Raw genomic sequence first — 13,106 nt, forward strand, 5'->3', positions numbered from 1 at the left:
CGTGCTCTAGAGTCCTGTCCATGGGGGAGACGCATATCGGACGACGCGACCGGCTGGCCGCGCTCGTCGCCGGGCGGGACGCGGGCGCCCTGCTCGTCACCCGGCTCGTGAACGTCCGCTACCTGACCGGGCTCGACAGCTCCAACGCGGCGTTGCTCGTCCCCGCCGACGGCCCGGCCGTGCTGGCGACCGACGGCCGCTACGCCGGCATGGCCGCCGACGTCTGCCCCGAGCTGGAGGTCGTCGTCGACCGGCGGGCCGCGGCCGCGCTCGCCGCCCGCGCCGAGGGCGACGGCATCGCCCGGCTCGGGTTCGAGGCGCACGCGCTCACCGTCGAGCAGCACGAGGAGCTGGCCGCCAAGACCGGCGTCCGGCTCGCGGGACTCGGCCGCCTGGTCGAGGAGCTGCGCCGCGTCAAGGACGAGGAGGAGCTGGCGCTCCTGCGCGAGGCGTGCGCGATCACCGACCGCGCGTTCGACGCCGTCCTGCCCCTGGTCCGCCCCGGCGTCACCGAGCGGGCCATCGCCATCGCCCTCGAACGGCGGATGGTCGACTTCGGCGCCGAGCGGCCCGCGTTCGCCTCCATCGTCGCCTCCGGCCCGAACGGCGCGATCCCGCACCACCACCCGGGCGGCCGCGCCGTGGAGCGCGGCGACCTCGTCACCATGGACTTCGGCGCCCTGTACGGCGGCTACCACGCCGACATGACCCGCACCGTCGCGATCGGCGAGCCCGCGTCCTGGCAGCGGGACGTCTACGACCTCGTCCACCGCGCCCAGCGGGCCGCCGTCGACGCGGCCGTCCCCGGCGCCGAGACCAGGGACGTCGACGCCGCCGCCCGCACGATCATCAAGGACGCCGGGCACGGCGAGGCGTTCACCCACGGGCTCGGGCACGGCGTCGGCCTGGAGATCCACGAGGCCCCGCTCCTGGGGTACGACAGGACCGGTAAGCTGATGGATCGAGTTCCGATCACGGCGGAGCCGGGGGTCTACCTCGCGGGCCGGGGCGGAGTCCGCATCGAGGACACGCTGGTCGTCCGCGCGGACGCCCCGGAGCTCCTCACCACAACGACCAAGGACCTGCTCGTACTGTGAGAACGCGCGGGCCCGCGACCTGGAGAATGACGCAGTGGCGACGACGAACGACCTGAAGAACGGCATGACGCTGAACCTGGACGGCGGCCTCTGGACCGTCCTTGAGTTCCAGCACGTCAAGCCCGGCAAGGGCGGCGCGTTCGTCCGCACCAAGCTCAAGAACATCCTGTCCGGCAAGGTCGTCGACAAGACCTTCAACGCCGGCACCAAGGTCGACGTGGCCGGCGTGGACAAGCGGGAGATGCAGTACCTCTACCGCGAGGGCGAGGACTTCGTCTTCATGGACACCGAGACCTACGACCAGCCCCACATCCCGGCGACCGTGGTCGGCGACGCCGCGAACTACCTGCTCCCCGAGCAGAACGCGGTGATCGCCTTCAACGACGAGAACCCGCTCTACGTCGAGCTGCCCGCCGCCGTCGTGCTGGTGATCACCGAGACCGAGCCGGGCCTGCAGGGCGACCGCTCCACCGGCGGCAGCAAGCCCGCCACCCTGGAGACCGGCGCGCAGATCCAGGTCCCGCTGTTCATCACCACCGGCGAGAAGGTCAAGGTCGACACCCGCTCCGGCGAGTACCTCGGCCGCGGCTGATGAGCGCGCGGACCAAGGCCCGCAAGCTCGCGCTCGACATCCTGTTCGCGGCGGAGCTGCGGGAGGAGCGGCCCATGGCGGTGCTGGAGGCGCGGGGCCGTCCCAACCAGGACGAGCTGGCCGAGTACCCGCACGCCGTCCGTCTGATCGAAGGGGTCCAGGAGCACCAGGAGCGGATCGACGACCTGATCGCCACGTACGCGACCGGGTGGACGCTGGAGCGGATGCCCGTCGTCGACCGCAACATCCTGCGGATGGGCACCTTCGAGCTGCTGTGGGTCGACGACGTCCCGGACGGCGTCGCCGTGAGCGAGGCGGTCGGGCTGGTCACCGAGCTGTCGACCGACGAGTCGCCCCGCTTCGTCAACGGCCTGCTGTCGCGCCTCCAGCGACTCAAACCCTCCCTGTCGCTCTAGCCCCCATCCCGCCGGAGCACGTAGAGCGGCTAAGGTCTGTACAAAGATAAAGGCAGGGGTGGCCTTGGCCATCGCGCGATCGCGTGACCCGACCGGTGGGGCGAAGCCGAAGGCGAGCCCCACCGGGAAGATCGCGAAGCGATGTCGCGATCGCACAAGCACGGTCAAGGTGCGAGCCGCCAGGCGAGCACCTTGGGCCGGGATTGAATAGGTGGAGTGTGGCCGTGGACGGCCGGCAGCAGAAGCGGATGCGGGGGACGGGCCGCGTGCGCAGTGCCGTCCTGTGGGACGCGTTGCGCACCGTCCTCGACCGCATCGCGCCCGAGTCCGGTCCGAGCGACGTCGTGGACGTGGGCGGCGGGACCGGCGGGTTCGCGGTGCCGCTCGCCGAGCTGGGGCACCGGGTCACCGTGGTCGACTCCAGCCCCGACGCGCTGGCCGCGCTGGAGCGCCGCGCCGCCGAGTCCGGCGTGACGGTGCGCTCCTTCCAGGGCGACGCGGTGGACCTGCCCGACCTGCTGGGCCCCGCCGCCGCCGACCTGGTGCTGTGCCACAGCGTCCTGGAGTACGTCGACGACCCGGGCGCGGCGATGGCGGCGCTGACCGGCACCGTCCGTCCCGGCGGCTCGGTCAGCCTGCTGGTGGCCGGGCAGGTCGCGGCGGCGCTGCACCGCGCGGTCTCCGGGCACTTCGACGACGCCCGCCGCGTCCTGACCGACACCTCGGGACGGTGGGGCGAGGGCGACCGCATGCCCCGCCGGTTCACCAGGGAGACGCTGTCGTCGCTGGTGCGCGGCGCGGGCCTGCGGGTCGCGGAGCTGCACGGCGTGCGGATCTTCGCCGACCTGGTGCCCAGCGGGCTGGTCGACTCCGACGCCGACTCGGCCGAGGCGCTGATCGCGCTGGAGTCCGTCGCGGCCGTCCACCCCGTCCTGCGGGACCTCGCCACCCAGCTGCACCTGGTGGCCGACAAAGCCGGTCCAGTGCGACCGTGAGCCGCAAGCAGCAGCTGCACCGGCCGGGGCCGCAGCCGGGCCCGCCCGCCGACGACTCCGGCTGCGGCATCCTGCACGTCGACATGGACGCGTTCTTCGTCAGCGTCGAGCTGCTGGAGCGCCCGGAACTGCGCGGCCGTCCGGTCGTCGTAGGCGGCGCCGGGCCGCGCGGGGTGGTGTCGGCGGCGTCCTACGAGGCGCGCACCTACGGCGTCCACTCGGCGATGCCGATGAGCCGGGCCAGGCGGCTGTGCCCGCGGGCGGTGGTCCTGCCGCCGCGCCACGAGAAGTACGCGCGGGTGTCGGCGGCGGTGTTCGAGATCTTCCGGTCCATCACGCCGCTGGTGGAGGGCCTCTCGCTGGACGAGGCGTTCCTCGACGTGACCGGGGCCCGGCGGCGGCTCGGCCGCGCCGCGGCGATAGCCGCGATGGTCCGCGAGCAGGTCGCCGCCCAGCAGGGCATCACCTGCTCGGTCGGCGTCGCCAGCACCAAGTTCGTCGCCAAGCTCGCCTCCACCCACTGCAAGCCGGACGGGATGCTCGTGGTGCCCGCCGACGGCGTCGAGGACTTCCTGCACCCGCTGCCCGTCGCGGCCCTGTGGGGCGTCGGGGAGCGCACCGAGCAGACGCTGACGCGCCTCGGCCTGAGGACGGTCGGGCAGCTCGCCAAAGTCCCCCTGGACACGCTGCGGCGCGAGCTGGGCAACGCGGTGGGGAGCCACCTGCACGAGCTGGCGTGGGGCCGCGACGCCCGCGAGGTCGTCCCGCACACCCCCGACAAGAGCATCGGCGCCGAGGAGACCTTCGACACCGACATCGACGACCCGGAGATCATCCGCCGGGAGCTCCTGCGGCTGGCGGAGAAGGTCGGCGCGCGCCTGCGCGCGGCCGGAACCGCGGGACGGACCGTGAGCGTCAAACTGCGGATGGCGAACTTCAAGACGATCACACGCGCGCGCACGCTCCGTGAACCCACCGATCTCTCACGTGTGATCTATGTCACAGCCTGCGAGCTCTATGAGGGGGCCGGGCTGGAACGGGTACGACTCCGTCTGGTCGGGGTGCGGGTCGAGAACCTGGGCCCCGCCGACGAAGCCCCCCGTCAGCTGGCCTTGGACGAGCCGGAAACCGGCTGGCGCGAGGCCGAACGCGCGATGGACCAAGTGGCGAACCGGTTCGGCCCAGGCGCCGTCCGGCCCGCCGCTCTGGTGCGCCGGGCGGACCACGGTGACCGGCGTGACGGCGGGGACGGGAGACGATGAAAGGGGTCGGTGGGGTGACCGGCACAGGGTCCTCGGTTGGCCGTTTGCTTTCGTACGCTTGTCGGGGCTCGTATTCTGGGCATATCACCGTTGAGGTTCCCGTCCTGCATCGGATACCCCGTCGCGGGGCTGTCGTTGGGAGGCGCCGTGCCGCTCTCTGAGCACGAGCAGCGCATGCTCGAACAGATCGAGTCGGCGTTGTACGCCGAGGATCCTAAGTTCGCTCACGCGGTCCGCTCGACCAACCCCCAGGTCCACTACAAGCGCCGGATCGTCAAGGCGGCCCTCGGCTTCGTGCTGGGCGTCTGCGCCCTGATGGCCGGCCTTGTGATCAACGCGGGCACGGCCACGATCGCGATCAGCGTGACGGGTTTCCTGCTCATGGTGGTCTGCTGTGTCTGGGCGCTGACGAGCTGGAAGCGCATGACCGGCATCGGAAACGAACCGGCCAAGCGCGGCCGCCAGGCCCGTCCCGCCAAGGCCGGGTTCATGGAGCGCATGGAAGAACGCTGGCGCCGCCGTACTGAAGGCGAGTAACGGCGGGTTGTGCTGGTTCTGATCGTCCTGGTCTGACGTGGTGTTGCCGCGACGGGCCAGGACGAAGTGCGTCTAGGGGCGGCGGCGGATGCGGGCGGGGAGCTCGTTGAGGCGGTCGGCGGCCTCGGCCGCGTGGGTTCCGGCCGTGCGCAGGGTGGCGGTGACCTGCGCCAGCGTCGAAGGCGGCAGAAGCCTCGCGCGCCAGCGGGCCCGGCGGCCCACGGACTGGGCGAACGCCTCGCGGACGGTCCGGACGTCGGCGCGCAGCCGCTCCGGGCGCTCGGTCGGCCGTGACCGTGAGTAGCGGGCCAGTTCCTCGGCGCGGGCGATGCGGGTGAGAGCCTCCGTGCCCGCGTCGTCCAGTTCCAGCAGCTCGCCCAGGTGGCGCGCGGCCGCGCGGGGCGAGTCGCTGGACGACCACTGGAGGCCGTGGTCGAGCGCGTCGGCGCGCATCTCGCGCCACGCGGCGTGGGCGGCGTAGGTGCTGTCGAGGGCAGGACCGCCCGGTGCGGCGGACGCGGGGTCGGGGCCCGGGGCGGCCGGTGCGGGGCGCTTGGCGGCGGGCGCGGAAGCGAGGGCGGCCCAGCGGCGGCGGCGGGAGAACGCCCGCAGCGCCATCGGGACGGCCAGGAGCAGCAGTGTCAGGAGCCCGCCGGCCAGCCACGGCGTCGCGGCGAACCGGTTCCCGTCGTCGTCCTTGCCGACGGGGGCGCCTTCGGGGCCCTCGTCGTCCAGCCGGTGCCGGGGCCGGGCGCCCGAGGAGGAGGACGAGTCGTCCGGCGTGGACGAGGTGGACGGCGACGGGTCCGTCGAGCTGTCCGTCCGGCCGCTGCCCGGGACGGCCGGCTGGCTGTAGATGGGGGTGGTGGCGGTGCCCTGCCCGGCCGTCCCCGATGGGGTCGGCTCGAACCGCACCCATCCGGCGCCCTCGAAGTACAGCTCGGGCCAGGCGTGGGCGTCGCGCGACCGCACCGTCCACTCGCCGCGTCCCGTCTCGCTGCCGGGCGTGTACCCCATGGCCACGCGGGACGGGATGCCGACGATCCGGGCCAGCAGCGCCATCGCGGCGGCGAACTGCTCGCAGTACCCGCGCTTGCTGTGCAGGAGGAAGTCGACCAGGTCGCTGCCGTGCTGCGGCGCGGGCGCCGACAGGTCGTAGGCGAACCCGCCGGTCTGGGTGAACCAGGTCTGCAGCCGGACGGCCTGGGCGTGCGCGGTCGTGGAGCCGCCGGTGATCTGCTGCGCGAGCTTCCTGACCTCCGGCGGGACGTTCTTGGGGACGCTGGTGTAGCGGGACACGATGTCGGCCGGGTAGTAGCGGGCCGCGGAGAGCCCGGACCCGGTCGGCTGCGCGCGCAGGCTCCGCACGGTGTAGGCGCGGCCGCCCGCGGAGTCGCGCAGCGAGTAGACCATCAGCGACTGCGGGTGCACCCGCCAGTCGCCCTTGATCATCACCTCGGCGGGGGCGTACGGCACCGGCAGGAACGTCATGTTCTTGACCTTGGAGTTCACCTTGACGGTGGTCGTCACCTCGTGGGTGGGCGCCCCCTCCAGGCCGGGCGGCGGGGGGATCGCCCGCTCGGTCAGCCGGTCCTTGGAGCTGCTCTGCAGGGCGCTGTAGGTCCACCGGTCGCCGTCGAACCGGTCGAGGGCGTACAGGCGCAGGTAGTCCGGGCCCGCGGGGTCGTTGGTGCGGTAGGTGAGCACCACCGATTCGTCCGTGCGGGTCAGCTCGCGTTTCAGGCTGACGAGCGGGTCGGGCGTGGTCACCGTCTGGGTGCCGTGGCCCGACCGGCCGCCCATGCCGAACAGGCCGCGCGGCTGGATGCCCGGCACCGCCATCGGCAGCAGCACGGCGACGGCCACGGCGCCGACGCCGATCCGCCGCCCGCTGGCGGCGAGCGCGCTCGCGTCGGGCCGGGCCGGGACCTCCTCGGGCGGCGCCTCCGCCCCGGCCATCGGGACCTCGTCGGACGTGCGGCGCGTCGTCACCGTCCGGCCCCAGCCGCCGACCTGCTCGCGGGAGTCGCTCATCAGCAGCGCGAGGTAGCCGAGCGCGCCGACGCCGAACGCCAGCCAGCTGACGCTGTCGTCGCGGACGGCCGCCGGGACGCTGTACATGGCCAGCAGCGGGAGTCCGGCCGGGGCCGCGCGGCGCAGCCGCACGGCCAGCAGGTCGACCAGGACGGCGACGATGCCGACGCCGGCGGCCGCCAGCAGCGCGATGCCGGGGACGAGCGGCACCGGCGCCGCGTACCGGTTCGCCGAGTCCCAGCCGTCCCCGGCGAGATCGGCCAGGTGGCGCAGCGAGGCCGGTGACGGGACGCACCACAGCAGCGCCTGGCCGGGCGCGTACACCACGGTCAGGTAGACCAGCAGCGCGGCCAGCCCGCCCAGCGGGTTGACGACCGCCGGCAGCCGGAAGCGCCTGACCAGCAGCCCTCCGCCGGCGACGGCCAGCACCGAGCCGAGCGCCGCCCAGAACCACCGGCCGCTCTCGAACAGCGGGTAGAGCCCCACCGAGCTGGCCAGGGTGGCCAGCCCGGCCGTGATCGTCATCCGGACCCTCATGAACCTTCCCTGGCGAAGTCCTTGGCGGCCCGTCCTGCCTGGGCCCATGCCGCGGGCAGCTCGGCGGCGGACCGCACCGTCAGGACCCGCCAGCCGCCGGCGCGCAGCAGCCCCGCCGCGGTCTCGCCGGACGCCGCGTCCGGTGCCGCGCCGCCGTCCAAGGGGCCGCCCGGCGCGCGCGCGTCAGCGGGGGCGCCCGCCTCGACCAGCACCGCGACGCAGGTGGCGGTGCCCCGCCGCGCCGCGGCCACCGCACGGGCCTCCTCGGCCGACAGCACGCCGAACACCGCGACGACCAGCCCGTCGCCCTCCCGGCCGCTGCCGAGCGAGCCGCGCAGCTCGGCCAGCCCCGGCGTCAGCGAGGCCGTCTTCGACCGGCGCGCCACGGCGAGCGCGTCGAGCAGCATCCCCTCGAAGGCCCCGTCATGGGACGCGGTGGCGCGCAGGGCCTCGCCGGTGTCGGTGACGTAGCGCAGGCCCATGCTCGTCCGGCCCAGGTGCACGCCGATGGACGCGGTGACCGACACGGCCTGCTCGAACGAGCCGCCCGGGCCGTCGCCCCAGTGCGCGGAGCGGCGGGTGTCCAGGAACAGCGTGCCGCTGCTCTGCCAGTGCTGCTCCTCCCGCCGCACCATCAGCTCCCCGTGCCGTGCGGTGGACCGCCAGTGCACGCGGCGCAGGTCGTCGCCGTGCCGGTACTCGCGCGGGGCGACGTCGTCCTCGCCCGCCGCCGACACCGCCCGCGCCACGCTGTCGCCGCCGCCCGTCCAGGCGCCGGCGAGCCGTCCCGCCGGGAGCGGCACGATCGCGGGCGTCACCGTGAGCCGGTCGGACAGGCTGAACGAGCGGACCAGCTCCACCATGCCGAACGGATCGGCCAGCCGGACGGTCAGCGGGCCCACCCGGAAACGCCCGCGCACGTCCGAGCGGATCCGGTAGCCGAGCTCACGCGACCCGTGCGGCTCGATGCGGTCGAGCACGAACCTCGCCCGGCCGCCGAGGGTATAGGGGACCTGGTCCTCCACCATCAGCAGACCGCTCGGCAGCCGCGACACGTTCTCCAGGCGCAGGTCGACGCGGGCCTCGTGGCCCACCGGGAGCCGCGGCGGGTTCAGCCGCCGCGCGCACGCCAGCCGGTACCGGGTGCGCGACACCGCCAGCGTGGACAGCAGCGGCAGCACCAGGACCAGCACCCCGGCGCGCAGCAGGTCGCGCTCGCCGAGGACGAAGGCGCAGATGATCGCGGTCACGCCCGCGGCCACGAAGGACCGCCCGCGGGTGGTGAGGCCGGCCAGCGCTCGTCTCAAAGATCACTTCCTGGGGGAGGGGACCGGCAGGCGGTGCACCAGGTCGGTGACGACCTGCTCGGGACGGCGCCGCTCCACCTGCGCCTCCGCGGTCGGCAGCAGCCGGTGCGCGAGGACGGGGACGGCGAGGTCCTGGACGTCGTCGGGGACCACGTAGTCGCGGTCGTCGAGCGCCGCGTACGCCCGCGCCGCCCGCACCAGGTGCAGGGTGGCCCGCGGCGAGGCGCCGAGCCGCAGCTCGGGGTGGCCGCGGGTGGCGGTGACCAGGTCGATGGCGTACTGCTTGACGGCCTGCGCGACATGCTGGTGGCGCACCACCTCGATCAGGTCGCGGACGTCGGCGGCGTGCGCGACCGGGGTGAGCCGGTCCAGCGGGGACGACTGGCCGTGCACTTCCAGCATCTCCAGCTCGGCGGACGGGTCGGGATAGCCCATCGAGATCCGGGCGGTGAAACGGTCCCGCTGCGCCTCGGGCAGCGGGTAGGTGCCCTCCATCTCCACCGGGTTCTGGGTGGAGATCACCATGAACGGGCGCTCCAGGCCGTAGGTGGTGCCGTCCACCGTGACCTGGCGCTCCTCCATGCACTCCAGCAGCGCCGACTGGGTCTTCGGGGACGCTCGGTTGATCTCGTCGCCGACCACGATGTTGGCGAACACCGGGCCCGGCTTGAACTCGAACTCGCGCAGCTCCTGGTTGTAGGCGCTCACCCCGGTGATGTCGCTGGGGAGCAGGTCGGGCGTGAACTGCACGCGCCGCACCGAGCAGTCGACCGAGCGCGCGAGCGCCTTGGCGAGCATGGTCTTGCCGACGCCGGGGACGTCCTCGATCAGCAGGTGCCCCTCGGCGAGCAGGACGGTCAGCGCGAGCCGCACCACCGAGGGCTTGCCCTCGATCACCGACTCCACCGCGTCCCTGATCTTGTTGGCGACCTGGGCGAGGCCGTCGAGTCCGCGCCCCGCCGCCGGGCGGCCCGTTCCGCCGCGCGGCACGGGGCGGGGTGAAGCCGGGGGGTCGGTCTCCATGAACGACTCGCCGTGCGTGCCTACTGCCACCAAACCCTCCTCAGCCGCCGGCCGCGTGGTGTGCGCGAAGGCCCCAGACGGGGCCCGCCCCGGGACGGGGAGCCGCGTCCCGCGAGCCGCTGCGGCGCTCGTGTAAACCCGCCCAACCGACAGTACGTCGTCGGGACGCTCGCCGCGATGTTCATGGGGAACGGGAGCCCCATTGTGCTTCAGGAGGCGGGGGGTCTGGGGGGTCGCCCCCAGAATGACGCGTGCTTCAGGAGGCGGAGGGTCTGGGGGTCCGCCCCCCAGCGGTCCGCCACTTCGCTCCACACGGGGCCAGAAGGCCGCCATCTCTGGCGTCCGGGACGTTCTGGATCGTCCTGCCAGAATCGCGCTCGGCGAGGGCGCGCGGAGGGGGGCCCAGCGCACCCCACTCCGCTCCACCCGTCCTGACCTGCGATTTTCCTGAAGATCTCGGCGCCGGGCAGGTGTTTTCCTTGTTGACGGTGGGGAAGAGTGGAGTAGAGTGGGGCGCCGTGGGGAGCAGTAGCGCCCCATGCGGCGCGGGGAGGTGGGGCCGGTGTTCCTCGGCACCCATTCACCGCGTCTCGACGACAAGGGACGACTGTTCCTGCCGGCGAAGTATCGCGAGGAGCTGTCGGGGGGATTGGTGATCACGAAGGGCCAGGAACGCTGCCTGTACGTCTTCCCCATGGCGGAGTTCCAGCGGATTACCGAGGCTCTGCGTGCCGCGCCGGTCACCGAGAGGGCAGTCCGCGCCTACGGCCGGGTCTTCTTCGCCAGTGCGTCCGACGAGGTCCCCGACAAGCAGGGCCGCGTCACCATTCCGCCGCCGCTGCGCAAGTACGCGGGCCTCACCCGCGACTGCACGGTCATCGGCGCCAACACGCGTCTGGAGATCTGGGACGCGCAGGCCTGGGAGTCCTACCTGGAGCAGGAGGAGCAGGCGTTCTCCGACGTCTCCGAGGAGGTGTTGCCAGGGATCCTCTGAGAAACGACTCGTCGGTCCGTTGACCGGCACTGGCCCACGTTCGGCCAGGTCTCCAGCCGCTCTCCGAGCCAGCTGGCGCAGCTTCCCCGGTGCCAGACGGCGACCCCCCGCGCACAACGCGGTGATCTTCCTCTAGGGCAGCGGATGGGGACCTGGCCGGGCGAGGCCGCCGCCGGGGGTGTGGGGGTCGTCCCCGCAGGTGACAGGTCCGGTCCGGCGATGCCACACAGTCCGCGAGCGAGGTGGCAGCACCAGGGGGTGGAACCATGGACGTGGGAGACCACGCGGCCGAGGCCGGTCACGTACCGGTCATGCTCGGTCGCGTCCTGGCACTCCTCGCCCCCGCCGTGGAGCCGGCCACCGGCCGCGACCCCGTGTACCTCGACGCCACCCTCGGCATGGGCGGCCACGCCGAGGCGATGCTGCGGGCCCACCCGCGGCTGCGCCTCATCGGCCTCGACCGCGACCCCACCGCGCTGGAGCGCTCCGCCGCGCGCCTCGCCCCGTTCGGCGACCGGGTGGCGCTGGAGCACGCCGTCTACGACGAGATCCCCGAGGTCCTCGACCGGCTCGGCGTCCCCGCGGTGGACGCGGTGCTGTTCGACCTCGGCGTCTCCTCCCCGCAGCTCGACGAGGCCGACCGCGGCTTCGCCTACTCCTACGACGCCCCGCTCGACATGCGGATGGACCGTACTCAGGGCCTCACCGCCGCCGAGGTGGTCAACAGCTACCCCGCCGGGGAGCTCGCCCGGATCCTGCGCGCCTACGGCGAGGAGCGCTTCGCCCAGCGGATCGCCTCGGCGATCGTCCGCGAGCGCGAGCGCACCCCGCTCGACTCCACCCGGCGCCTCGCCGACCTGGTGCGCACCTCCATCCCGGCCGCGACCCGCCGCACCGGCGGCAACCCGGCCAAGCGCACCTTCCAGGCGCTGCGCATCGAGGTGAACGGCGAGCTCGACATCTGGCGCCGGGCGCTGCCCGCCGCGCTCGGCGTCCTCCCGGCCGGCGGCCGGGTCGTCGTCCTCAGCTACCACTCCCTGGAGGACCGCATCACCAAGCAGGTCCTCGCCGCGCAGGCCGCCGACACCACCCCGCCGGACCTGCCCTTCCCGCTGCCCGAGCACGAGCCGAGGTTCCGGCTCCTGACGCGCGGGGCGGAGCTGCCGTCCGACGAGGAGACCACGACCAACCCACGGGCCGGATCGGTGCGGATGCGCGCCGCCGAGCGGGTCCGGGAGGCGACATGACCACGACGACCAGACGACCGCCGGGCTCCGCGCCGCAGCCCAGGGCCCGCCCGGACCGCAAGACCGGCGAGCGGTCCCGCGGCTCCGGCGACGACGCGCCCGCCAAGGCGCCGAAGAAGAAGGCACCGGAACGGCCCGGCGCGCCGTCCGGCTCGGCCGTCCCGGCGAGGGAGGCCGAGCCCAAGCCGAACGCGCCCACGACCGGTGCGCCCAAGACCGGGAAGGGCCCCGGCAAGGGCAAGCCGCCCGGCAGGCCCGCGTCCGGCAAGGGCGCGTCGGCGACGACCACGACCGCGAAGCCGGCGCGCGGCGCGGGGACGGCGGCCCCCAAGGGCGCGCCCGCGAAGGACGCCAAGGCCGCGCCCGCGAAGGGCCGGCCGGCGAGGGCGCGCAAGGAGCGCCAGAGCGTCGTGCAGGCGCCGCCGCGCGCCCCGTTCGTGCTGCTCATCATGGGGTTGCTCGGAGGCGCGCTGGTGAGCCTGCTCCTGCTCAACACCGTCCTGGCGAAGGACGCGTTCACCCTGACCCGGCTCCAGCAGAGCAACAAGATGCTGGAGCAGCAGCGCCAGGCGTACCAGGAGGAGATCGCCCGCGAGGACTCGCCCGCATCGCTCGACCGCAAGGCCAGGGCACTCGGCTTGAAGCCGCGCGAGGGCGTCGCATTCGTCGACTCCGACACCGGCCGGACCACGGGCGGCACGATCCGTCCGGTGCCGCACTCGGCGGCCGCGTCGGCGGGCGCCGCGAGCGTGCTCGGCATCCCCGGCACCGTGGTACCCGGCGATGGAGTCCCGCAGGCCGCCGCCGCCCGCCCGCCTGCGCGGGGCAACGGGACGCCCGGCCAGGGCACCGGTGCTCCGGCCAGCGGCGCCCGGCAGGGAACCGGGGCGCCGTGAGGGCCCGGGGGCAGGTGGCGCGGTGACGGAGCGGCCGGGACGCGGGACCGCCGGGCCTCCGCCCGGCCGCAAACGCGGCTCCCAGGGGCGCGGCTCCCGGGGGTCGGCCGGGCGGGACGAGAAGAGCGGCCCGGGCGCGGCGCGCGCGTCCGGGCCGCTCTTCTCGTCC

12 protein-coding genes are annotated in these 13,106 nt (G+C 74.0%); 9 read left to right on the top strand and 3 right to left on the bottom strand.

The genetic code is table 11. From position 1 onward, the window contains the following. Positions 1-20: 20 nt before the first annotated feature. The 6 genes from E1298_RS14035 (at position 21) to E1298_RS14060 (ending at position 4,899) form a co-directional block, all read left to right on the top strand. Positions 21-1,097, top strand: coding sequence for a M24 family metallopeptidase (locus E1298_RS14035; protein WP_131893152.1), 1,077 nt, complete (start codon positions 21-23; stop codon positions 1,095-1,097). Positions 1,098-1,131: 34 nt separating this feature from the next. Continuing rightward, positions 1,132-1,689, top strand: a complete 558-nt coding sequence (gene efp / locus E1298_RS14040) for an elongation factor P (RefSeq protein WP_131893154.1) — start codon at positions 1,132-1,134, stop codon at positions 1,687-1,689. Continuing rightward, positions 1,689-2,105 carry a transcription antitermination factor NusB gene (nusB, locus tag E1298_RS14045; protein ID WP_131893156.1) on the top strand — a complete coding sequence of 139 codons (417 nt, stop codon included), beginning with the start codon at positions 1,689-1,691 and terminating at the stop codon, positions 2,103-2,105. The genes efp and nusB overlap by 1 nt, the downstream gene beginning before the upstream one ends. A 248-nt stretch (positions 2,106-2,353) precedes the next feature. Next, positions 2,354-3,100 carry a methyltransferase domain-containing protein gene (locus E1298_RS14050; protein ID WP_131893170.1) on the top strand — a complete coding sequence of 249 codons (747 nt, stop codon included), beginning with the start codon at positions 2,354-2,356 and terminating at the stop codon, positions 3,098-3,100. Further along, entirely contained in the window at positions 3,097-4,362 is a 1,266-nt protein-coding gene (locus E1298_RS14055; protein ID WP_131893158.1) for a DNA polymerase IV, read from the top strand. The genes E1298_RS14050 and E1298_RS14055 overlap by 4 nt, the downstream gene beginning before the upstream one ends. A gap of 147 nt (positions 4,363-4,509) precedes the next feature. Next, a complete protein-coding gene (locus tag E1298_RS14060; RefSeq protein ID WP_131893160.1) occupies positions 4,510-4,899 on the top strand; it encodes a DUF3040 domain-containing protein in 390 nt (129 codons plus the stop codon). A gap of 72 nt (positions 4,900-4,971) precedes the next feature. On the opposite strand, the gene E1298_RS14065 is transcribed toward E1298_RS14060, so the two are convergent. Genes E1298_RS14065 through E1298_RS14075 form a run of 3 tightly spaced genes read right to left on the bottom strand, consistent with a single transcriptional unit; the run spans position 4,972 to position 9,800 of the window. Beyond that, complete coding sequence (locus E1298_RS14065; protein WP_243725575.1) at positions 4,972-7,470, bottom strand: transglutaminase TgpA family protein; 2,499 nt, start codon at positions 7,468-7,470, stop codon at positions 4,972-4,974. Further along, entirely contained in the window at positions 7,467-8,777 is a 1,311-nt protein-coding gene (locus tag E1298_RS14070) for a DUF58 domain-containing protein (RefSeq protein WP_131893162.1), read from the bottom strand. The genes E1298_RS14065 and E1298_RS14070 overlap by 4 nt, the downstream gene beginning before the upstream one ends. 3 nt (positions 8,778-8,780) lie before the next feature. Beyond that, positions 8,781-9,800 (bottom strand): AAA family ATPase, encoded by a 1,020-nt coding sequence (locus E1298_RS14075; RefSeq protein ID WP_131893174.1) that lies wholly within the window; start codon positions 9,798-9,800, stop codon positions 8,781-8,783. A gap of 562 nt (positions 9,801-10,362) precedes the next feature. Between E1298_RS14075 and mraZ the strand changes: the two genes are divergently transcribed. The 3 genes from mraZ (at position 10,363) to ftsL (ending at position 12,937) form a co-directional block, all read left to right on the top strand. Continuing rightward, positions 10,363-10,794, top strand: a complete 432-nt coding sequence (gene mraZ, locus E1298_RS14080; protein ID WP_131893176.1) for a division/cell wall cluster transcriptional repressor MraZ — start codon at positions 10,363-10,365, stop codon at positions 10,792-10,794. A gap of 266 nt (positions 10,795-11,060) precedes the next feature. Next, positions 11,061-12,041 (top strand): 16S rRNA (cytosine(1402)-N(4))-methyltransferase RsmH, encoded by a 981-nt coding sequence (gene rsmH, locus E1298_RS14085; RefSeq protein ID WP_131893164.1) that lies wholly within the window; start codon positions 11,061-11,063, stop codon positions 12,039-12,041. After that, positions 12,038-12,937: a cell division protein FtsL gene (gene ftsL, locus E1298_RS49475; protein WP_207944617.1), complete on the top strand. Its 900-nt coding sequence runs from the start codon at positions 12,038-12,040 to the stop codon at positions 12,935-12,937. Before rsmH ends, ftsL begins: the two co-directional genes overlap by 4 nt. The last annotated feature ends 169 nt before the right edge of the window (positions 12,938-13,106 follow it).

The sequence above is a fragment of the Actinomadura rubrisoli genome, assembly GCF_004349215.1.
Lineage (GTDB): Bacteria > Actinomycetota > Actinomycetes > Streptosporangiales > Streptosporangiaceae > Spirillospora > Spirillospora rubrisoli.